The 21,007-nt window shown below is 58.4% G+C and carries 20 protein-coding genes and 1 tRNA gene; 11 read left to right on the top strand and 10 right to left on the bottom strand.

Annotated features, from left to right (window positions below):
- Window positions 1-54 precede the first annotated feature (54 nt).
- From MHY22_RS01975 to MHY22_RS01960, 4 genes are all read right to left on the bottom strand, one after another.
- Window positions 55-131: transfer RNA gene (locus tag MHY22_RS01975), tRNA-Leu, on the bottom strand.
- 40 nt (window positions 132-171) lie between these two features.
- Window positions 172-1,137, bottom strand: a complete 966-nt coding sequence (locus MHY22_RS01970) for a Ppx/GppA phosphatase family protein (RefSeq protein WP_239277836.1) — start codon at window positions 1,135-1,137, stop codon at window positions 172-174.
- A gap of 10 nt (window positions 1,138-1,147) precedes the next feature.
- Window positions 1,148-1,696: a DUF501 domain-containing protein gene (locus MHY22_RS01965; protein ID WP_239277835.1), complete on the bottom strand. Its 549-nt coding sequence runs from the start codon at window positions 1,694-1,696 to the stop codon at window positions 1,148-1,150.
- Between the two features lie 8 nt (window positions 1,697-1,704).
- Window positions 1,705-2,265 (bottom strand): septum formation initiator family protein, encoded by a 561-nt coding sequence (locus MHY22_RS01960; protein WP_239277834.1) that lies wholly within the window; start codon window positions 2,263-2,265, stop codon window positions 1,705-1,707.
- Window positions 2,266-2,363: 98 nt separating this feature from the next.
- Between MHY22_RS01960 and MHY22_RS01955 the strand changes: the two genes are divergently transcribed.
- The 4 genes from MHY22_RS01955 (at window position 2,364) to MHY22_RS01940 (ending at window position 4,809) form a co-directional block, all read left to right on the top strand.
- The gene (locus MHY22_RS01955) at window positions 2,364-2,894 is read left to right on the top strand and encodes a ribonuclease (protein WP_239277833.1); all 531 of its coding nucleotides are present in this window, start codon (window positions 2,364-2,366) and stop codon (window positions 2,892-2,894) included.
- Window positions 2,895-2,929: 35 nt separating this feature from the next.
- Entirely contained in the window at window positions 2,930-3,292 is a 363-nt protein-coding gene (locus MHY22_RS01950) for a hypothetical protein (RefSeq protein ID WP_239277832.1), read from the top strand.
- Entirely contained in the window at window positions 3,286-3,513 is a 228-nt protein-coding gene (locus MHY22_RS01945; protein WP_239277831.1) for a hypothetical protein, read from the top strand. Before MHY22_RS01950 ends, MHY22_RS01945 begins: the two co-directional genes overlap by 7 nt.
- A 120-nt stretch (window positions 3,514-3,633) precedes the next feature.
- Complete coding sequence (locus tag MHY22_RS01940) at window positions 3,634-4,809, top strand: HNH endonuclease signature motif containing protein (RefSeq protein WP_239277830.1); 1,176 nt, start codon at window positions 3,634-3,636, stop codon at window positions 4,807-4,809.
- On the opposite strand, the gene eno is transcribed toward MHY22_RS01940, so the two are convergent.
- The 3 genes from eno to MHY22_RS01925 all read right to left on the bottom strand — a co-directional run bounded on the left by eno (window position 4,799) and on the right by MHY22_RS01925 (window position 7,527).
- On the bottom strand, window positions 4,799-6,076 hold the full coding sequence (gene eno, locus MHY22_RS01935; RefSeq protein ID WP_239277829.1) for a phosphopyruvate hydratase: 1,278 nt from the start codon (window positions 6,074-6,076) through the stop codon (window positions 4,799-4,801). The two genes, MHY22_RS01940 and eno, sit on opposite strands and share 11 nt — an antisense overlap.
- A gap of 90 nt (window positions 6,077-6,166) precedes the next feature.
- Window positions 6,167-6,928, bottom strand: coding sequence for a lytic transglycosylase domain-containing protein (locus MHY22_RS01930; RefSeq protein WP_239277828.1), 762 nt, complete (start codon window positions 6,926-6,928; stop codon window positions 6,167-6,169).
- Between the two features lie 11 nt (window positions 6,929-6,939).
- The gene (locus MHY22_RS01925; protein WP_239277826.1) at window positions 6,940-7,527 is read right to left on the bottom strand and encodes a MazG nucleotide pyrophosphohydrolase domain-containing protein; all 588 of its coding nucleotides are present in this window, start codon (window positions 7,525-7,527) and stop codon (window positions 6,940-6,942) included.
- 57 nt (window positions 7,528-7,584) lie between these two features.
- Between MHY22_RS01925 and MHY22_RS01920 the strand changes: the two genes are divergently transcribed.
- Window positions 7,585-9,060 carry an amino acid permease gene (locus MHY22_RS01920; RefSeq protein WP_239277825.1) on the top strand — a complete coding sequence of 492 codons (1,476 nt, stop codon included), beginning with the start codon at window positions 7,585-7,587 and terminating at the stop codon, window positions 9,058-9,060.
- Here the strand turns inward: MHY22_RS01920 and mfd are convergent, their stop codons facing one another.
- The 3 genes from mfd to MHY22_RS01905 all read right to left on the bottom strand — a co-directional run bounded on the left by mfd (window position 9,061) and on the right by MHY22_RS01905 (window position 14,180).
- Window positions 9,061-12,699, bottom strand: a complete 3,639-nt coding sequence (gene mfd, locus MHY22_RS01915) for a transcription-repair coupling factor (protein WP_239277824.1) — start codon at window positions 12,697-12,699, stop codon at window positions 9,061-9,063.
- Complete coding sequence (locus tag MHY22_RS01910) at window positions 12,700-13,305, bottom strand: TetR/AcrR family transcriptional regulator (RefSeq protein WP_239277823.1); 606 nt, start codon at window positions 13,303-13,305, stop codon at window positions 12,700-12,702.
- A 158-nt stretch (window positions 13,306-13,463) separates the two neighbouring features.
- Window positions 13,464-14,180, bottom strand: a complete 717-nt coding sequence (locus MHY22_RS01905) for a trimeric intracellular cation channel family protein (protein WP_198492784.1) — start codon at window positions 14,178-14,180, stop codon at window positions 13,464-13,466.
- Window positions 14,181-14,302: 122 nt separating this feature from the next.
- On the opposite strand from MHY22_RS01905, the gene MHY22_RS01900 reads away from it, so the two are divergent.
- The 6 genes from MHY22_RS01900 to pth all read left to right on the top strand — a co-directional run bounded on the left by MHY22_RS01900 (window position 14,303) and on the right by pth (window position 21,006).
- Window positions 14,303-15,499: an MFS transporter gene (locus MHY22_RS01900; RefSeq protein WP_239277822.1), complete on the top strand. Its 1,197-nt coding sequence runs from the start codon at window positions 14,303-14,305 to the stop codon at window positions 15,497-15,499.
- 68 nt (window positions 15,500-15,567) lie between these two features.
- Window positions 15,568-17,013: a bifunctional UDP-N-acetylglucosamine diphosphorylase/glucosamine-1-phosphate N-acetyltransferase GlmU gene (gene glmU, locus MHY22_RS01895; RefSeq protein ID WP_239277821.1), complete on the top strand. Its 1,446-nt coding sequence runs from the start codon at window positions 15,568-15,570 to the stop codon at window positions 17,011-17,013.
- Window positions 17,014-17,028: 15 nt separating this feature from the next.
- Window positions 17,029-18,003 carry a ribose-phosphate diphosphokinase gene (locus tag MHY22_RS01890; protein WP_239277820.1) on the top strand — a complete coding sequence of 325 codons (975 nt, stop codon included), beginning with the start codon at window positions 17,029-17,031 and terminating at the stop codon, window positions 18,001-18,003.
- Window positions 18,004-18,131: 128 nt separating this feature from the next.
- Window positions 18,132-19,508: a hypothetical protein gene (locus MHY22_RS01885; protein WP_239277819.1), complete on the top strand. Its 1,377-nt coding sequence runs from the start codon at window positions 18,132-18,134 to the stop codon at window positions 19,506-19,508.
- Window positions 19,509-19,733: 225 nt separating this feature from the next.
- Complete coding sequence (locus MHY22_RS01880; RefSeq protein ID WP_239277818.1) at window positions 19,734-20,384, top strand: 50S ribosomal protein L25/general stress protein Ctc; 651 nt, start codon at window positions 19,734-19,736, stop codon at window positions 20,382-20,384.
- Window positions 20,385-20,475: 91 nt separating this feature from the next.
- Window positions 20,476-21,006 carry an aminoacyl-tRNA hydrolase gene (gene pth, locus MHY22_RS01875; RefSeq protein WP_239277817.1) on the top strand — a complete coding sequence of 177 codons (531 nt, stop codon included), beginning with the start codon at window positions 20,476-20,478 and terminating at the stop codon, window positions 21,004-21,006.
- Window position 21,007 lies beyond the last annotated feature (1 nt).

Below are 21,007 nucleotides of genomic sequence, written 5' to 3'. Positions count from 1 at the left end.
GTTGACGAGAAAAGTCTCGAGACACCTTCCAAAAAGATGTCTCGAGACTTCACATGGTGCCCCCAGTGGGACTCGAACCCACACTGAATCGATTTTAAGTCGACTGCCTCTGCCGATTGGGCTATGGGGGCAAGGGCAAGGAATATTTTAGGCCACCTCACCCTGCGAGAGTTAACGAGGGGTACCCTCCGCAGCCAGACCAGCGATAATACCGTCGAGAATGTCCTTTTCACTGATGAAAAAGCTGCGCGCATCGCAATTTCGCTCGATAAGCTGCATGATGCCTTCGACGGCTACCGCCCCACCGCCAATGACGTCGGCACGGCCGGGGTGAATGACGGGGTTGAGGGCGCGGACGTCGGAAGGCAGGCTAATAAGCTGCTGCAAAAGCACGCGCAGGGCATCGAAGCGGAGTTCAGACCCGTGAATGGCATCGGCGTCGTAGCGCTCAAGGCCCTGAGCCAATGCAGAAAGAGTGGTGAAAGTGCCTGCGCAGCCGACGATGGTACGGGCCTTAGAAATAGGTACTATCTTCTCCACTTCTGCCGTGCGCTCGCCGACGTACTCGGAAGCGATCTCAATCTCCGACTCGGTAGGCGGATCTGTTCGCATAATGCGCTCGGTTAGCCTGACGCACCCCATGCGAGCCGAGTGGGTGCCCAAGATATCGCCATCGGCCGTGCCTACGACGAACTCGGTCGAACCGCCGCCCAGATCGATGACACAGAACGGTCCGCGGTCTGGCTCCACATCGGCCACGGCGCCATTAAAGGACAACAGAGCCTCTTCCTCGCCCGAGACAACCTCGGCCTGTGCGCCAGCCTGAATTTGGCCGAGCAACTCAGCGGTCATGTCGAAGAATTCCTGTTGATTCTTGGCATCGCGAGTAGCGGAGGTAGCGACCATCCGCACGCGGGTGACCTTCTCAAACTTCATCTGGCGTACGTAGCCTTCCAAGGCCACGCGGGCGCGGTCTAGGGCCGCAGGGGCGATTTCGCCAGTGGCATCGACTCCTTCTCCCAGGCGGATGATTTCCATGGTGCGGGTAATATCGCGAACTTTGCCGTCATCCTGAATTTCAGAGATAAGCAAGCGAATCGAATTGGTACCGCAATCAATCGCAGCAACGCGAGTCATAGCAGCCCTCCTATTCCGCATTAGAGAAATCGAATTGGGCCAGGTCAATCCCCAGTTCCTCTACGCTGGGCCAATCTTGCGGGATGGCAGAGCCTCGAAGCTTGCCGTGGTCAGCGGCCATGGCCACCGCTTCAGTTCCCAATCGGAAATGCTGTGAGCCTTCAGCAAGCGCGTACGCGATGAGCACATGCAGGCACTTGACTCGATCGGGCATGCCACCACCGGAGAAATCGGTGCCAAGGTCTTCAATATCATTGCGCTTGGCCAAGAAATATTCGTGGGCGCGCTGATAGTCGGCAGCCAATTCCTCGTCCTCACCTAAGCGGGCTTCCATCCACTTCATCACGTGGGCGACCTCCAAGCGTGAAGCTTCGGCCGTAAGCCGTGGGTCGGTGAGGTAGTAGAGGGTGGGGAATGGGGTGCCGTCGGCAAGCTTGGGTGCCGTCTTAATTACCGCGGGCTGCCCATCCGGCGTGCGATAAGAAACCTCTAGGACCCCGCGTGGAGTGCGGCCCAATTGCTCAGTTACTACAGCGATATCTGCATCAGTGACGGTCATGCGGACAATTATCGCACATCTGGATTCTCTTCCGGCGCCGGCTCAATCGGAAGGTGATTTACTTGCTCGGACGGAGTTTCTTCCTCGGGCGGCTCGGCTACAGAATCCCACAGAACTTCGTACCATTCGCGGGAATCTTCTTCCTTCTGACCATCTGTAGTGAGCTGGTCATCCGGCTTTATCTGCGGGTCAATGATGCGGTAGGCGGTCTCGCCCTCATCGACGACCCCGAATCGGCGCCGCGCCTCCTGCTTGATGTACTCATCGGACTTATATTTATCAATCTTCTCCAGCAAAGCAGCTTTCTCATCCTGCTTGGCGGCGATTGACTCATTGAGGCGGGCAATTTCAGACCGGCCGTGGTAGTAATTACGCAGCGGAATGGCGATAGCAAACAAAACAACGAGCACTATAGCTACGATTACGCCTACTCCGGCAATACTCATCCGGTCCGGCTTCTGTTTCTGCTTCAGCTGTGCACGCTGAGCTTTACGGATATCCGCAGCACGCGAGGCTACCGGAACCCTAGTACGGCTCCGGTTTCGCTGCGTCTTCTTTTCGCGTGCCATAGGTCTTTAATCCTAGCGCCGTCACTTCTGTAACAGGGACGTGGCACGCGCAATTTGGATACACTAAAGGAAATTCTCCCGCCCAGGAAGGAAGTTTCATGACCCTCAAACGCCTCCTGCTCGTTCTCACCGCAACCCTATTTCTCGCCAGCTGCAGCCCCTCCGCCCAAGACGGTGAATATCCCGTCTACGGTGACGGCTACGACCTGAACACTAAAGACGGCATGGCCGACTACCTCAAGGAGTATAAGACCCTGCCGGACGATTACATCAACCATGATGCTGACCAGCTCGAGGGAGACGATCAGCCCGAGACCTTTGAAACCAACGCGGACTCCGTCAAGAAGGCCGGCGAAGCTACCTGCGAGAATGATGAATTGCTCGACATCTCAAAGGAGTATTTCCGAGGCAACACCGACAAATTTGGGGAAGCAGTAATGTCGTCGGTCGACGGCTCTGATGGTAAATACAGTGATGTTTTTGAAGCACTGAACATCCCCGATGACGCACCAGACAATGACAAGATCATGGCTGCAGCGATGTCCCCACTCGGTGCCGTGATGTCTTGCGGCGATGAATTCAGCGATGAGGAACTGGAAGAGGTCGCTGAGGCCATCCATTCCAGCTAGAACCTCGAATCATATTCCCCACTTAAGGAATAGCTATGCCCCTCAAGCGTCTCCTCCTTCTAGCCGCCGTAGGCACCCTACTTACCGGGTGCAGCTCGACCGACCACAAAGAAGAAGCCACCAGCGAAGCGGAATCCGCCACTAGCGAAATCCCTACCAGCAGCGAAACCCCCAGCACCACAAGCAGAAAACACGACCTCAATACCAAAAGCGGCTTCATTTACCATATAAAAGAACACGGCACTATCCCGGACTTTTACCTAGACGTGTTCGGCGCTGGGGCTTCCGAAGAGGACGACGGCCCTACAAGCTACGAGGTCAATGCCACGACGCTGAAAAGGCTGGAGCTGTTGCCTGCGAGAATGAGCAAATCCTGGACGACGCCAAGTATTTGCTAACCCATGGCGACAGCGCATTTGAAGAACTCGTCCCTAACCTTGAGGAGTTTGACAGGAAATACGCTCCCGTCTACGAAAAGCTTGAGATATCAGCGGCTTCTCCCCTTCCAGATAAGCTTTTTACCATGTACATGGCTGGCGTGGGTTCCCTCGCCACCTGCGGTGACAAGTATGACGATAAGGAACTCGAAGCAGTGGCTGACAAAATTTTCAGCTACTAAACCTCTCCCGGAGTTTCGCACAATTTTTCGTTTCGGGGCTTGCGCAAGCCAGCAGGGCGGCTTATACTAAGGGCAGAAATTCGATTGGGTGTGCGATTTATTCCAGAGGGGGAACTTTCCGTGACAGCCAGCGACGCACCACCAAAGAAAGCTTATTTTTCTACCAATAACCTCGACGATACGGTTTGCGTTTTGGGCATGCTCCAACGCATTCAATCCTGGCAGCTATACCAATCCGTACTTCCGGGATTAGAAGACGATGTCGAATGCACTACCGCTGCTTTAGCTAAGCGGGTGGGCTTGAGCTACTGGCGCGTTTTATCCGCACTACGCTCTCACCTGCGCATGCGTGAGTTGCCGTTAACCACGGCGGTGCAGACCGAACATTGGATTCTTGACCTCCCGCGTCTGCACGTTATTGATGCCGAGCTTTCCCCGCTTGGCGACGACGCCGAGGGCATCCAACTAGTCGATGCCGCCCTTGCAGACTTTCTCACCCCGAAGGAACCTGCTCAGCATGTACCCACGGAATCTGAAATCCGTAGATTCTTGCGCGACTACATCGATGGCATTCTCAAGCCAGATATTGAAAAGGAAATCGAGCGCTCCGTTTCCATTTCTTATTCCAAAGGCCAAGCCACCATCACTCTGAAGACGGATAAAGCAACCGCCAGTGCTATTTCACGGCACATCGATAAGGCAGCGCGAAAGAAGAACATCACTAAGTCAGAGGCTTTGGAGGCGCTGATCTTTAATCGCACCCAGACAAAAGTAGTAATCAATACCTATGCAGCGGGTGACGATGCTTCTCGGGTATATATTCCGTCGGCGGGATGGTGCGTCCTTACCGAACACTTAAGCACTTACTCGATGACTCGCGAGCTGTGCCCAGAAGAAACATCATCCTACGTCCCCACCGAACAAATTAGGGCATGGGTCCACGGTCGCGATGCCACGTGCCGCTGGCCGGGGTGTTCCATGCCGGCGCATTTCTGCCAGCTTGATCATCGGGTGGAGTATGCCGACGGCGGGCCGACGAGCGTCGATAATCTCGTAACTCTCTGTCAGCACCACCACAATGTGAAGACCGATGGCAGGGCACGCTACATCATGGATCCCATCACTGGGGACGTTGCCTGGCTCTTTTCGGACGGCACCTTCGAAATTGACCGAGCGGAGGGTCCTTTGGCACCGCGAACCATGAATTGGAAGCAAACCTGGCAACAATACCTAGACATGCGAAAGCGCCCCCGCGGCAATGCAAGGGCGCTACGAAAGGAGGCAATTAAGCCTTAAAGCGCGGGAAAGCGGAGCGGCCGGCGTAGACTGCGCCGTCGCCAAGCTCCTGCTCGATGCGCAGCAGCTGGTTGTACTTAGCTACGCGCTCGGAACGAGCCGGTGCACCGGTCTTGATCTGGCCGCAGTTCAGAGCGACGGCCAAGTCTGCAATGGTGGTGTCCTCGGTCTCACCAGAGCGGTGAGACATCATGGTGCGGTAACCATTGCGGTGAGCCAGCTCGACAGCATCGAAGGTCTCGGTCAGGGTACCGATCTGGTTGACCTTAACCAGCAGGGCGTTGGCAGCCTTCTTCTCAATGCCCTCCTGCAGACGAGCAGGGTTGGTGACGAAGAAGTCATCGCCAACGATCTGCACCTTCTCGCCAATTGCGGCGGTCAGGGCGGTGTAGCCATCCCAGTCATCTTCCTGCAGCGGATCCTCGATGGAGACGATCGGGTACTCGTCGATGAGGCCCTCATAGACCTTGGACATTTCTTCAGCGGTGTGCTCGCCGCCCTCGAAGTGGTACTTGCCGTCCTTGAAGAACTCGGAGGAAGCAACGTCGAGTGCGAGTGCTACGTCCTTGCCTGGCTCGAAGCCGGCCTTCTTGATGGCGTCCACGATGACGTCGAGAGCAGCCTTGGTGGAGTCAACGGACGGAGCGAAGCCGCCCTCGTCGCCCAGACCGGTGGACAGGCCCTTGTCCTTCAGCACTGCCTTCAATGCGTGGTAGACCTCGGCGCCCATGCGAAGAGCCTCGGCGAAGGACTCCGCACCAATCGGAGCGATCATGAATTCCTGGACGTCAACGCCGGAGTCAGCGTGTGCGCCGCCGTTGAGGATGTTCATCATCGGCACTGGCAGTACGTGAGCATTCGGGCCGCCGATGTAGCGGTACAGAGGCAGTGCAGCGGACTCTGCAGCGGCCTTGGCTGCGGCGATGGAAACGCCCAAGATAGCGTTAGCGCCGAGCTCGGACTTGTTATCGGTACCGTCCAGCTTAATCAGTGCCTGGTCAATGAGGCGCTGGTCGTCAGCTTCGAAGCCAGCAATTTCGTCGGCAATCTTCTCGTTGATGTTCTCAACAGCCTTCAGAACACCCTTACCCTGGTAGCGCTCGCCACCGTCGCGCAGCTCGTGAGCCTCGTGCACACCGGTAGAAGCACCGGAAGGAACGCCGGCAACACCGCGGGCGCCGTCATCAAGGAAGACCTCGGCCTCAATGGTTGGGTTGCCACGGGAATCAAGAATTTCGCGGGCGAAAGTGTGAATGATATCGGCCATGCTGTTTTTCACTCCTCGTAAATAAATTCGCTCTGGACCAGCCGGCCCAGCTACGTTCTCAATTGTTGCAGAAAACTCTGCTGTGTGACACTACTTGGCACTTTGCGGAACCGAGTAGGCATTGGCGGCACGTGCAACTTTATGCAAATACTCGCTGGACTGGTTGTAATTTAGGACTGCTTCCTCCCACTGTTCTGGGTTAGAGAGATCTCTATCACCAAAGCATAGAAGTCCGGCGGCGCCGACTGCGGCGTCGTCAATTTGATTGGGATCTGCCTTCCCATCGCCGTTAGCATCAGCGCCCACCGATTCCCATGTGGTCGGGATAAATTGCATTGGGCCAACGGCACGGTCATATTCAGAATCCCCATCGATTTTGCCGTTATCGGTATCTGGGGTGTGCGCCGTATTGTTTAGTCCATCGAGGGCGATGCCGTTGATGGGTGGCTGGGGGTAGCCGGCGTCGTCAAGCTTGGAGGGCTTAAACCAATTGCCGTTGTAGGTGCCATGGCGGGTTTCCACGTAGCCCAAGCCGGCAAGGGTATTCCAGCGCAGATGGCAATTCGGCCATTTTTGTTGAGCGATGAGTTCGGCGTTGCCATAAGCGCGCAAGGCGGCCGGTGGGATACCGGTCTGCTCAGCTAGGTCAGAGGCCCAGTAGGTGAGCTTATCCGCGGTGCGGCCGGGGGCGTTGACGTCAATGTGCGCGACCTCTTTGCCTTCAACGGGCGGAATGTTTTCCGGTACGGGCTCTTGGGAAGTGCCGTGCCCCGTCAACAGCCAGGCCACCAGCGCGATGATCACGGCTACGGCCACCCCGCAGCCCCCGAATATCTGCAGCAGCCTCTTCATGAGAAGCCATCCTACATTCCCTTGCCTTCGCGCCACAGCCTCTCTTGCGTGTCAACGTCGACAATCTCCGTGGTGCCATCAAAGAGGTATGGGGCGCGGGCGCGCATTTTGGTGAGGAAGCTCTGGGCGACGTCGTCAAGCGAAAAGGTAGAGATTTCCGCATGGAAGAGTACTTGGAGGAAGACATCGCCCAATTCCTTCAGCATCTCGCTTTCCGGTTCGCGGTTACGCACGGCCGCGGCGAATTCGGCGGACTCCTCCTCAAGATAGGGCAAGAGCGAGGTATGGGTTTGCTCGCGCTCCCACTCCCCAATGCGCCGCGCCATGGCCATGGTCTGGCGCGCCTGCATGATGGGATCCGCAAGGGATTCGGCGCGAATGACGGACTCGCCGCTAGCAAGGCGGGCGCGAGTTTCCGGATCGTGTTCGTCGGTGCTTACCAAGGTGCCGGTGGCGTCCTCGCCTACCAGCAGATCGGAAAAATTCCACCGCACGGACACGGGTACCTCACCCGTGAAGTGGACAGGGCCACGCAGCTTCCCGTGCGCCTGCATGGGGATCATGGTGGGCCAGCGTTCATCGAGCAACAGCACAGTCATGTGCACAAAGTCTAGCCCGAGTTCCCATAATGGGGCTATTCAAGGTATTTTAGGCCAATGACCTCCAGCCAGAATAGATCCCACTCCGTGACGTTGTGGACCCTCGTCGCGCTGATTATCGGTTCCACCGTGGGCGCGGGCATTTTCTCGCTGCCCCAAAACATTGCCTCCGTTGCCGGCCCAGGCGCGATGCTTATTGGCTGGCTGGTAGCGGGCATCGGCATGCTGTCTGTGGCGTTTGTTTTTCAAATTCTGGCCCGCCGCAAGCCGCACCTTGATTCTGGCGTTTATTCCTACGTGCGTGCCGGCCTCGGCGATTTTATTGGTTTTACCTCCGGCTGGGGCTATTGGCTGGGCTCCGTTATGGCACAGGTGGGCTATGCCACCCTCTTTTTCAATACCTTGGGCCATTACCTGCCGCTTTTCGACGCCGACCATTACTGGACCTCCGCCATCGCCGTCTCCCTCCTATCCTGGGGCATTTTTGCGGTTCTTGCTCGCGGTATCAAGCAGGCCGCGTTCATGAACCTCATCACCACGATTGCCAAGATTGTGCCCATTCTGGCCTTTGTGGTGCTCATTGCGTTCCTCGGGTTCAGCTGGGATAAATTCACCTTGGATTTCTGGGGACGCGCTTCTGAGGCCAGCGTCTTTGAGCAGGTTCAGGGAATCATGCTCTTTACCGTGTGGGTATTCATTGGCGTGGAGGGCGCATCCGTTTATTCCAAGCAGGCTTCTAAGCGCACCGACGTCGGCCGCGCGACCGTCATCGGCTTCTTCTCCGTGCTGGCGCTTCTGGTTTCCGTGTCTACCCTGAGCTTTGGCGTGATGAGCAAAGAAGAACTGGCCGCGCTGCCAGATAATTCCATGGCATCCGTGCTCACCGAGGTCATCGGACCTTGGGGCGGCGCACTGGTGTCTATTGGACTGTGCTTGTCGGTTTTGGGTGCCTACGTCTCCTGGCAGATGTTGTGCGCCGAGCCCATCGTAATGATGGCCATCGACGGCCTCATTCCCCGCCGCATTGGCACCATTAACGTGGCGGGTGCGCCGTGGGTAGCGCAGCTGATTTCCACGATGGCTATCCAGCTGTTCATCATCGTCTTTTACCTCAACGAGGCGTCTTATAACGCCATGGTGCAGCTGGCAACCATCATGTACTTGCTGCCCTATATCTTCTCTTCCCTGTACCTCTTGCTCTTGGCGCTGCGGGGCAAGGGGCTGTCTCACCCGCAGGCGGGTATCAAGTTCGACCTTTCCGGACCAGAGGTGAGCCGCAAGGAAAATCGCAAGCACTTGGTCATTTCTTTGCTCGCGTTTATCTACTCCCTGTGGCTGATTTATGCGGCCGACCTCGTCTACGTCCTACTCGGCGCATTGGCCGTAGTGCCGGGACTTATTCCGTATGTCGGCACCCGGCTGTGGAAGAAGGAACGCATCTTCAATACCTTCGAGTGGTGCGTGGTGGCCATTGTCCTGGCCGGTGCCGCCACCGCCATTTGGGGCTTGAGCACCGGCTGGCTCACCCTCTAGCTACTCCCCTACGCTGACCACGTTCGAGGTGGGCTGGGCGCCGCTGACGTTGATGGAGTCGACGTCGAAAAGCGCGCTCAAGAAGTCCGCCGCCCACTGAATAAGCTCGGTATCGCGCAGCTTCGGCGAGGTGACATTGCGGCCTGCCTTGGGGAACGGCACGTTGATTGCCTTCGCCGCCGCACGGAAGCTGGAGCCCGGGTATAGACGCTTGAGACGCACCTGCTTGGAATCCGGCAGCTCGACGGGGTGGAACTTGATGCGGGTGCCCTGCACGGTGATATCGGAAATACCGGCGCGGCGCGCCTGGTGGCGCAGGCGAGCAACGGACAGCAGGCGCAACACCTCCTGTGGCAGTGGGCCGAAGCGGTCTTCCATTTCCTCGATGACGGCCTTGAGATCATCGTCATTCTGCGAAGCCGCAAGCTTGCGATAGACCTCCAGGCGCAGGCGCTCGGATTCGATATAGCCTTCCGGAATATGCGCGTCCACGGGGAGATCGATGCGGATTTCCTTCGGGCCCTCATCGGTAACGGTGGGAGCCTCGCCGCGGGCGAGCGATTTGAAGGTCTCGACCGCCTCGCCAACGAGGCGCACGTAAAGATCGAAGCCCACACCGGCAATGTGGCCGGACTGTTGGGCGCCAAGGACGTTGCCGGCACCGCGCATCTCCAAGTCCTTCATGGCTACGGCCATGCCGGCACCAAGGTCATTGTTCTGAGCGATAGTTGCCAGGCGGTCATAGGAGGTTTCCGTGAGCGTAGCTCCCTTGGGGTACAGGAAGTAGGCATAGCCGCGCTCGCGGGAGCGTCCCACGCGCCCGCGCAGCTGGTGCAGCTGGGACAAGCCCATATGGTGGGCGTTTTCCACAATGAGGGTATTCGCGTTAGCGATATCCAGGCCAGTCTCCACGATGGTGGTACATACTAAAACGTCATACTCGCGATCCCAGAACCCTTGGACGGTCTGTTCGAGCACCTCCTCGTTCATCTGTCCGTGCGCGACGACGACGCGGGCCTCCGGTACCAGGTCACGCAGCTCGCGGGCCTTCTTTTCGATATCAGAGACTTTGTTGTGGATGAAAAAGGTTTGACCATCGCGCAGCAGCTCGCGGCGGATGGCCGCGGCTACCTGCTTGTCCTCATAAGCGCCGACGTAGGTCAGCACTGGGTGGCGGTCTTCCGGCGGAGTCAAGATGGTGGACATCTCGCGGATGCCAGCCATGGACATCTCCAAGGTGCGCGGGATAGGTGTTGCGGACATGGTGAGCACATCCACGCTGGCCTTAAGCGCCTTGATGTGTTCCTTGTGCTCCACGCCGAAGCGCTGCTCCTCGTCCACGACGATGAGGCCGAGGTTCTTCCAGTGCACACCGGTCTGGAGGAGGCGGTGGGTGCCGACGACGATATCGACGCTGCCATCGGCCAGGCCCTTGAAGATGTTCTTGGCTTCCTTCTTTGAGGTAAAGCGCGAAAGCACCTCAATCTTGACGGGGAAGCCGGTCATGCGCTCGCTGAAGGTATCAAAGTGCTGCTGCGCCAGCAGCGTGGTGGGAACGAGGACGGCAACCTGCATACCGTCTTGCACGGCCTTGAAGGCGGCGCGGATGGCCACCTCGGTCTTGCCGTAGCCCACATCGCCGACGACCACGCGGTCCATCGGCACCGTGGACTCCATATCGTGCTTGACGGCATCGATAGCCAGCATCTGGTCTTCGGTTTCGACGAAGGGGAAATTATCCTCCATCTCCGCCTGCCACGGATTATCTGGGGAGAACTGGTGCCCCGGCGCAGCCTGGCGTTTGGCGTAGAGCTCGACGAGCTCGCCGGCGATTTCGCGCACGGCGGCGCGCGCCTTCTTCTTGGTGTTCTTCCAGTCGGAACCGCCCATCTTGGACAGGTGAGGCGATTCGCCACCGGTGTACTTGCTGAGGAGATCCAGCGAGTCCATGGGGACCCAGAGCTGATCGGCGGGCTGACCACGCTTGGAGGGCGCGTACTCGAGCACGATGTATTCGCGGCGGCTGGTTTCATCGCCGGACTGGATGGTGCGCTCGGCCATCTTGAGGAACTTGCCGATGCCGTGGGTCTCGTGCACCACAAAATCGCCCTGTTTGAGGGCAAGTGGGTCAACCTTATTGCGGCGCTTGGCGGGCCGACGCTTCGCCTCGGCGATATCTCCTACACGGTTACCGGTCAGATCCGTCTCGGTCACAACGACCAGTGGGAGTGCCTCGGCATCCTTAGGCTTTTTCACCTTGGGGAAAACCAGGCCGGCGTGGCTTAGTGCTTGGTAGAGGGTGACTTCACCGGCGGTGGGCTCCCAGCCGGGGTTAGCCACCTTGGTGCGGATGCCCTTTTCTGCGAAGCGATCCACCATGCGCTTGATGGCACCTTGCGCCGGCGCGATGAAGGCCGCCCGGCCGCCGGCGTTGGTGTGCGCGAGGAGCTGGGCCATCATGGCATCGATTTCTTCGATGTTGCCGCGCGGGGTGGGCCCTGGTTCGAATTCGAGCGGGAGGGTCTCCTCTTCCGGGGCGGCGAGCATTCCCGGTGGGGAGAAAGTCCACAGGGGCAGGCCGGCCTCGCTTATGGAGACCTCGAGCGACTCATAGGAGCGGTAGCTGGATGCCTCGGTATCGAGCCCTTCGGTAGCCAGCGGGCCATCGGCCCCCATGGCCGCGGCCTCCCAACCGGCGGCGAGGAATTCCGCATCGGTCTTTTCTAGATCTGCCACGCGGCGGCGAATCTTTTCCGGACCGACCATCACCACGTGGGTGGTGGGGCGCAGGAATTCGGGAAGGGTGATCATGGGGGCGTCGGAAAGCGCGGGCAGCAGCGCCTCCATTCCTTCGGCAGGGATGTGCTCGCTTACCTTGGTCAGCAGCTCCACCAAGGCGGGATTGCCGGGGTGCTTAACGGCGAGATCGGCCGCGCGCTTGGCAATGGCTTCCGTAATAGGCAGCTCCCGGGCAGGGAAAATGTCTACACGGCCCACCTCGATTTCCGGGATGGTGCGCTGGTCAGCTACGGAGAATTGGCGGATATCGGTAATTTCATCGCCCCAAAACTCCACGCGGACCGGATAATCCAGCGTGGTGGGGAAAATATCGATGATGCCGCCGCGCGTAGCGTACTCGCCGCGCTTAGCCACCATGTCTACGTGCTTATAGGCGCGGAACTCGAGCTCGCGGACTACCTCATCAAAGTCATATTCATGATCTTCTTCAAGGTGGACGGGAGCTCGGCCTTCTACCTCTTTGAGGATGGGTTGGGATAAGCCGCGGGCGGCGGTGACGATGACCTGCAGGCTATCGAGGTTGTGCAAAACCTCGGCGCGGCGGCCAATGATGTCTACGCCGGGGCTTAGGCGCTCGTGCGGCAGGGTCTCCCAGGCGGGGAACATGGCTACCTTCTCCCCCAGCATCGCCGTAAGCTCCGCCGTGAGGTCCTCAGCCTCGCGGCTCGTAGCGGTTACCACGAGCACTGGGGCATGATGAGCCAAGGTACCCAAGGCCCACGGCCGGGACTGATCCAAGCCTGTGATGTGGAGGTCTTCGCCCACATGAGAAATCATGCCCTTGAGCTTGGGATCTGAGGCCGCTACCTTAAGCAGGCCGGCCAGCATTGGGGTCGCCATCTATTTGCCTCCTAGCTTGGGCTTTACTTCCATACCGGACAAACCATTCCAGCATAGATTGACAATATGCGTGGCGACGACTTCCTTGTCCGGGGTGCGCTCATCCAGCCACCATTGCGCAGTGGTCGATACCATTCCCACCAGCGCTTGGCCGTAAATATCCGCCAAATCTGGGTCAATGCCACGGTGCTCGAATGCTTCTCGCAGGATATAGGAAACCTGACCCACCGCGGAATTCAACAGCGTGGAGAAGCTGCGTTCATCGCCGGGCTTGGCATCGCGCACCAGGATGAGAAAGCCATCAGTTTCTTCCTCGACATAGGTCAAAATGGCCATGACGGCCTGCTCGATGCGCTCGCGCCAGCTTCCAGTCTCCAAGGAATCAGTAATGACTTTTTCCAGTGCCAGCATCTCACGGTCCACGACCACCGCGTAGAGGCCTTCTTTACCCCCGAAGTGCTCATAGACTACAGGTTTGGACACCCCAGCGCGTGCCGCAATTTCTTCGACGCTAGTTCCTTCAAACCCTAGTTCAGCGAATGCGGCGCGTCCGATGGAAATGAGTTGTTCGCGGCGTTCCCGGCCGGTCATCCTTTGTCGAGCCATGCCCTCTACCCTATCCTTTGCCCCGCAATTTGTGATTTACCCGGGGGCGTCAGGTACGCTATGCCTACAGCTTTTGCTGTGGTTCCCCATGGTGTAATCGGCAACACTACGGTTTTTGGTACCGTCATTCTAGGTTCGAGTCCTGGTGGGGAAGCTTTTTAGTTTTTCTTCCTGCCGCGTCGAAAGCCTTTGAGCTCGGCTTTCTTCGCAATCGCCGCCACTTGGGCGGCGGTGTAGTTAACGGGGGCTACACCGGCGCGGGGCAGGACCCAGCCGCGCCAATAGGACAAAATCGCCATGCCACTGCCGACGATCGGCGCGACCACCATGCCGAGTGCAAACTGTCCGTAATCGGCAAAGGTAACCATGACGATGCCGGTGAGGATAGAGGGCACGGCATACAGGGGGCTGCCGCCAAAGATGGACGGGATTTCCCCGGAGGCAATATCGCGGACCATTCCGCCGCCCACTGCGGTGAGCACGCCAAGGAAGACACAGGGAATAAGTGGCATGCCGTGGGTGAGCGCCTTGACACAGCCGGTGGTGGACCACACGCCGAGGATGATCGCATCGCCGTGTTCACGGAATAGCTCCCACGCCTTGCCCTTGAGATCGATGAGAAATGCAATGAGTGCACCACAGCAAGCAAGGCCGAGATACCACGGGTCTGAGATCGCTGCCGCTGCTCCATCCCCGATGAGCATGTCACGGATCATGCCACCGGCCAACCCAGAAAAGAGGGCGAGGAACACGAAGCCCACAATGTCGAATTCACGGCGGCGGGCAAGGGTGCCGCCAATGATGCCATTCAAAACCACGCCGAGAAGATCGAAGGCTTGGTACAGCGAATTGATGAGGGGATCGACATCGTGCATGATTCTTAGGCCTCCTGCCGCGCGGGTAGAATTTCGGCGTGACTGCGGCCGTGTTTTACTCTCCGGCGTGTCAGCATAGCTCTTATTTAACCAACTCGTTTCTCTGAAAGATCGCATTTCTCATGTCTAAATCCAATGCCCGGTATTTCATCTGGTCCAATGGCCTGCAAAATTTGGGCGATCAGATTGTTGCTGCCAAGACGGTGCTGCCCGCGCTCTTTAGTGCGGCCGGAGTGCCTGCGTTCTTTACCGGTCTGCTCACCCCTATCCGCGAGTCCGGTTCGATGCTGCCGCAGGCGGCGCTGACCCCGTGGGTGACTACGCATAGGGCCCGCAAGCGCCTGTGGATTATCGGTTCTTTGGGCCAAGCGGTATCCGCCGCGGTCATCGCGCTCGCGGCATTTTTTACCCGCGGTGCGGTATTGGGTGTGGTGGTGCTGGTGGCCTTGGCGGCGCTTTCCCTCTTCCGCGCGCTGTGCTCGATTGCGGGCAAAGACGTGCAGGCGCGCACCATTTCTAAGGGTGCGCGCGGCCGAGTGACCGGCAGCGCGGCTGCCCTTGGTGGCGGCGCCACTTTGCTGACCGGCATTATCCTCTACTTTTTGGGCGAGCTCAGCATTCCCATGATGGGCACGGTCCTCGCCATTGGTGCGGCCACGTGGGCCATTGCCGCGTGGGTCTTTTCGGGCGTGGATGAGCCGGTGCCAGAGGAAGCCGAAGGGGGCATCGATAAGCGCTGGTGGCAAGATACCTGGCAGCTTTTTACTAGCGACGGCCAATTTCGCAACTTCGTCATCGTCCGCGCGCTCTTGCTCGTGTCGGCGCTATCTACCTCTTTTATTGTGCTGCTCAGCAGCAACCTTTCCGGGCTCTACGGATTTGTGCTTGCTTCAGGCCTAGCCTCCCTGGTGGGCGGGCGCATCTCCGGGGTGTATTCGGATAAGTCCTCTAAAAACACCATGGCCGTGGGCGCGGCCGTGGCTTCCGTCGTGCTGGTGCTTTTGGTCGCCAGCTCGCACTGGGCACCGGATGCGGTCAATGCCTGGGTCATGCCGATTGGTTTCTTTGCTGTGAACTTGGCGCACACGGCCATTCGCGTGGCGCGAAAGACCTACGTGGTGGATATGGCCGGCGGCGATAAGCGCACCCAGTATGTAGGTGCGGCCAATACGATGATGGGCATTATCCTTCTCATCGTCGGTGGCATTTCCTCCGTGGTGGCACTGGCCGGCCCCGAGGCAGCGCTGCTTTTCCTTGCCCTCATTGGTTTCCTCGGCGTGTGGCGCGCCCGCGGCCTGAAAGAGGTTTCTCACACATAAATCGCACTTGGGCTATAGGATGTAGTCCGGATAAGAATCAGACTCAACCCCCAGGAGCTCAATAACCCGTGGTAGCAACAACCTCGTGTGCTGTCGTCGTCCTTGCGGCTGGCGCCGGCACCCGCATGAAGTCCACCAAGCAGAAGACCTTGCATGAGATTGGCGGGCGCACCTTGCTCGGCCACGCTCTGCACGCTGCGGCCGGGATCAACCCGGAGCGCATCGTGACGGTGGTGGGCCACCAGCGCGATCAGGTCTCCCCCGCCGTGGATGCCATCGCCCAGGAGCTGGACTGCGAGGTACTCCAGGCGGTGCAGGAGGAGCAGCTGGGCACCGGTCATGCCGTGGCCTGCGGCTTGGAGCCGATTCCGGACTTCGAGGGAACCGTCATTGTCACCAACGGTGACGTCCCGCTGCTTACCCCAGAGACCATCGAGGGCCTGCGCGCCACCCACACCGAGCAGGGCAACGCGGTCACTGTGCTCTCGATGCGCCTCGATGACCCGACCGGTTACGGCCGCATCATTCGCGGCGAGGACGGCAGCGTGTCTGCCATCGTGGAGCAAAAGGATGCCACCGAAGAACAGCGCCAGGTCAATGAGGTCAATTCCGGCGTTTTCGCGTTTGATGGGCGCGTGCTTGCCGCAGCCCTCCAGAAGCTCGACTCCAATAACGCCCAAGGCGAGCTGTATATCACCGATGTCCTCGAGATTGCCCGCACCGCAGGACACGGCGTCGGCGCGCATGTAGCAGCGGATCCGGCCGAACTCGCAGGCGTCAATGACCGCGTGCAGCTCGCCTCTGCCGGCCGAGAGCTCAACCGCCGCATGGTAGAAAAGGCGATGCGCGGCGGCGCCACCATTGTGGATCCGGAAACCACCTGGATTGGTGTCAACGTCACCGTGGGCTCCGATGTCATTATTCACCCAGGAACGCAGCTGTGGGGCACTACCAGCATCGCCGATAACGCCGAGATTGGCCCCGACACCACCTTGACCAATATGCAGGTGGGCGAGGGCGCTTCAGTCGTGCGCACCCATGGCAGCGATTCCGTCATTGGTACCAACGCCAAGGTCGGCCCGTTTACCTATATCCGCCCGAAGACCGTCGTGGGCGAGGACGGAAAGCTCGGCGGCTTCGTAGAGGCAAAGAACGCCCAGATTGGCCGCGGCTCCAAGGTTCCGCACCTGACCTATATCGGCGATGCCACCGTGGGCGAGCAGTCCAATATCGGCGCCTCCTCCGTCTTTGTGAACTACGACGGCGTGAACAAGCACCACACCACCATCGGCAGTCACGTGCGCACCGGTTCTGACACAATGTTTATCGCTCCGGTCAATGTCGGTGATGGCGCATACTCCGGTGCGGGTACAGTAATTAAAGACGATGTTCCTGCGGGAGCACTCGCAGTCTCCGGTGGCAAACAACGCAACATCGAGGGCTGGGTTCAAAAGAAGCGTCCGGGTACCCCCGCGGCTGAGGCCGCAGCCCGTGCGCAGGACAACGAAAAGTAAGGGGCATATTCTCCCATGACTGGCAAGGTAACTGGTAGCAGCAAGAACATGAAGCTCTTCTCTGGGCGGGCACACCCAGAGTTGGCGGAGGCTGTGGCTAAGGAGCTCAAGACTGATCTGGTTCCTACCACCGCCCGCGACTTCGCCAACGGCGAAATCTTCATTCGCTTTGAAGAGTCCGTGCGTGGCGCCGACTGCTTCGTAATGCAGTCTCACACCCAGCCGCTCAACAAGTGGCTAATGGAGCAGCTCATCATGATCGATGCTTTGAAGCGCGGCTCCGCTAAGCGCATCACCGCCATCCTGCCCTTCTACCCATATGCACGCCAGGACAAGAAGCACCTGGGCCGCGAGCCAATTTCCGCCCGCCTGGTGGCAGACCTTCTGCAGACTGCTGGTGCGGACCGCATCGTGTCCGTGGACCTGCACACCGATCAGATCCAGGGCTTCTTCGATGGCCCGGTCGATCACATGCACGCTCAGCCCATCCTGACCGATTACATCAAGTCCAAGTACGCCACCGATAACATCACCGTGGTCTCCCCGGATGCTGGCCGCGTGAAGGTGGCAGAAAAGTGGGCCCACGACTTGGGCGATGCCCCGCTGGCCTTCGTGCACAAGACCCGCTCCAACACTGAGGCTAATAAGACGGTATCCAACCGCGTGGTCGGCGATGTAGAGGGCAAGGACTGCGTGCTTCTCGACGACATGATTGACACCGGTGGCACCATCGCCGGCGCCGTACGCGTTCTGAAGGACGCCGGTGCGAAGAAGGTCATCATCGCCTGCACCCACGGCGTTTTCTCCGATCCAGCCCGCGAGCGCCTCTCCGAGTGCGGCGCGGAGGAAGTTATCACCACCGATACCCTCCCGCAGTCCACCGAGGGCTGGTCCAACCTCACGGTGCTGTCCATTGCACCGCTTTTGGCACAGACCATCCACGAGATCTTTGAGAATGGTTCCGTGACCACCCTCTTCGATCGCGCCTAAGCGCAGCATAACCAAAGGCGGTGAGTAATATTTTTGCTCACCGCCTTCTTTTTGCTGCGAAACCAACATAAGTCTCCTACCCTAAATCTCGTCTCTAAAAGTTTTCTCTTTCAGATTTAGGGTTTTCAGTGAAAAAGGTTTTTCTCTTAGCTCTCGCGTATTTCAGCTCCGTCGTCGGCGCCGGATTCGCCTCTGGGCAGGAGCTTTTGCAGTACTTCACCGCTTTCGGCATCTGGGGCATTGTGGGCGCAGTCGTTGGTCTCATCCTTGCCCCGCTGACCATCATGATTGCGATGCAGTACGGCTCCTACTTTCAGGCAACATCCCACGGGCGCGTGTTTTCCTCGATTGCTTCCAAACCGGTAGCACGCTTTGTGGATTACGCCATTATCTTCACTCAGTTCTGCCACACTTTTGTCATGCTGTCTGGCGGCGGCGCTAACCTGAACCAGCAATGGGGGCTGCAGCCGTGGGTTGGCTCCGCGCTGATGGCTGCCCTGGTCCTCATTGTCGGCTCTATGAACGTGGCCAAGGTGACGAATGTCCTCGGTGCGATTACTCCCTTCGTCCTCATTCTCCTCCTCTTGGCCGTAGGTGCTGCTTTTATCGATCCACCTTCTGGCCTGCAACAAGCACACGAATTCGCCACCGCCAACGTTGAGTCACCGCTTCCCTTCTGGTGGATAGCGGCACTGAACTACCTTGGATTGTCCCTCATGGCGTCAACAGCGATGAGCATTGTGATGGGTGCAGATACGCTCAATTCCAAGCAAGCCGGCCGCGGTGGTTTCCTCGGCGGCCTGCTCTTTTCTGGAATGCTGGTTTTGTTGGTCATCGCGCTTCTTCTCAGCGTGGAAGATGTGTGGGATGCGGATCTTCCTACCCTAGCCATGCTTAATGAGATTCATCCGTGGCTGGGCGTCGCCGCAGCGGTCTTTATCTACTTGATGATTTTCTCTACCGCGATCTCCAATTTTTATGGAATGGCGCGGCGCCTCAGCGCCCAGCGGCCAAATAGGTACCTTCCGATTTTGGGTGCCAGCGTCATCATCGCGTTCATTTTGTCGTTTGTTCCGTTCGGCACGCTCGTCGGCATAGTCTTCCCAATTTTGGGCTATATCGGCATCATCGTCATCGGCTTGCTCATCTTTACCTGGCTCCGCCGTGGCCGTGGCATCGTGAATGCGGAATCTCGCCGCCGCGATAAGATTCGAGCCCTGCTCCTACGCATGATTGACCCGAAGGAAAAATTCAGCAAGGAAGATCAGACTCAGCTATCTCGCGCGGTGTACAACTCTAACCTTTCCGGAAAGCACCTCCGCACAGAAGTAGCGAATGATGTCATCTCAGAATTGGATGAAGATGAATCCTCATCCTTCCATGCGGAGGACTACCAGCTAGACAAAGATTGGCAGGATCTCGAAGCAAAGCAACCACCCGCTGAGGACCTACGGGATCCAGACACCGAGCATTTCCACATCCCAAAGAACGACGGAAACCACTAAGGTGCCAGTAAGGGTTTTGATTACTCACTGGCTAACGTGCTAATCTAGCTCAGTCTCGGCGAGGGCGACCTCAGGATGAGGAAGCCGTTATCGACGCGATTGAAGTTAGAGCATGTTGCTTTTTATATACGCCTGCGATGACTCGTCCAAGACGTCCATCGGCAGGCTTTCGTCGTTTTTATCGCGTTGGCCGCGCCGCACTACTTTAACTAAGGAGAATCAAGCATGGCACAGCGCCCAGTAATCAAGGCTGAAACACGTACCGAATTTGGCAAGGGTGTCGCACGCCGCCTGCGCCGCGAGTGGAAGGTCCCAGGCGTCATCTACGGTTCCCACCAGGAGCCGGTCCACTTCGCAGTTCCGCTGCTGGACATCCAGTCCCTCGTCCGCAACAACGGCGTCAACGCCGTTCTGGAGCTGGAGATTGACGGCGAGCAGTACCTGACCATGGTTAAGCACGTTGACCAGAACGTTCTGACCTTCGACATCGACCACGTTGACCTGCTGGCTATTAAGCGCGGCGAGAAGGTTGAGGTTGAGGTTCCGCTGACCCTGACCGGCGAGCCGGCCCCAGGCACCATGCACATCCAGGATGCTGACGTACTGCTGGTTGAGGCAGACGTACTGAACATTCCGGAGGAGATCGAGGTTTCCATCGAGGGCCTCGAGGACGGCGCAGTTGTCACCGCTGCCGACCTCACCATGCCGGAAGACACCACCCTGGTGGCAGAGGAAGACACCGTTATCGTCTCCATCTCCCTGCCTGAGGTTGATGAGGAGCTCGAGGAAGCAGCCGAGGCTGCTGAGGAAGGCGGCGCTGACGCTGGCGCCGAGTCCGTCGACGAGGGCGCAGAGTCCTCCGACTCCGAGGAGTAATCCTCTCCCCTTCACACGCAAGGCCGCCGTGAAATTCGCTTCTCACGGCGGCCTTGCCGTTTTTCTCTCTGCCTATGAGACAATTGAGCGCGTGACTCCACTTCTCGTAGTAGGCCTTGGCAACCCCGGCCCCAAGTACGCAGGCACCCGGCACAATATCGGCTTCGATGTGGCAGACGAACTTGCAGGAGAGCTCATGAGCAGCTTTTCGGTACACAAAAAGACCAACACCGAAGTCGCTGAGGGCATAGCTAGCGGCCGCAAGATTATCTGCGCAAAGCCTCGGTCCTATATGAACCTCTCCGGCGGTCCGATCAAGGCTTTGGCCCAATACTTTCATCTCTCTGCCGCCGACATCATCGTTGTTCACGATGAGCTAGAACTCGATTTCGGCACCATTAAGCTCCGCAAAGGTGGCGGCGACCATGGCCACAATGGGTTGCGTTCAACCACAAAGTCCCTGGGCACCAAGGACTACCAGCGCCTTTCGGTAGGAATCGGTCGCCCACCCGGGCGCATGGACCCTGCGTCGTTTGTGCTCAAGCCTTGGGCAAAGCAAGAAAAGGCAGAAATCCCCATCCTTTGCGCCGACGCGGTCGAGGAAATCTTGCGCGTAGGATAGT

The organism is Corynebacterium sp. ACRPO, from assembly GCF_022347205.1.
GTDB lineage: Bacteria > Actinomycetota > Actinomycetes > Mycobacteriales > Mycobacteriaceae > Corynebacterium.
Note: the sequence above shows the minus strand (reverse complement) of the source record. Positions and strands in the feature narration are given on the sequence as shown.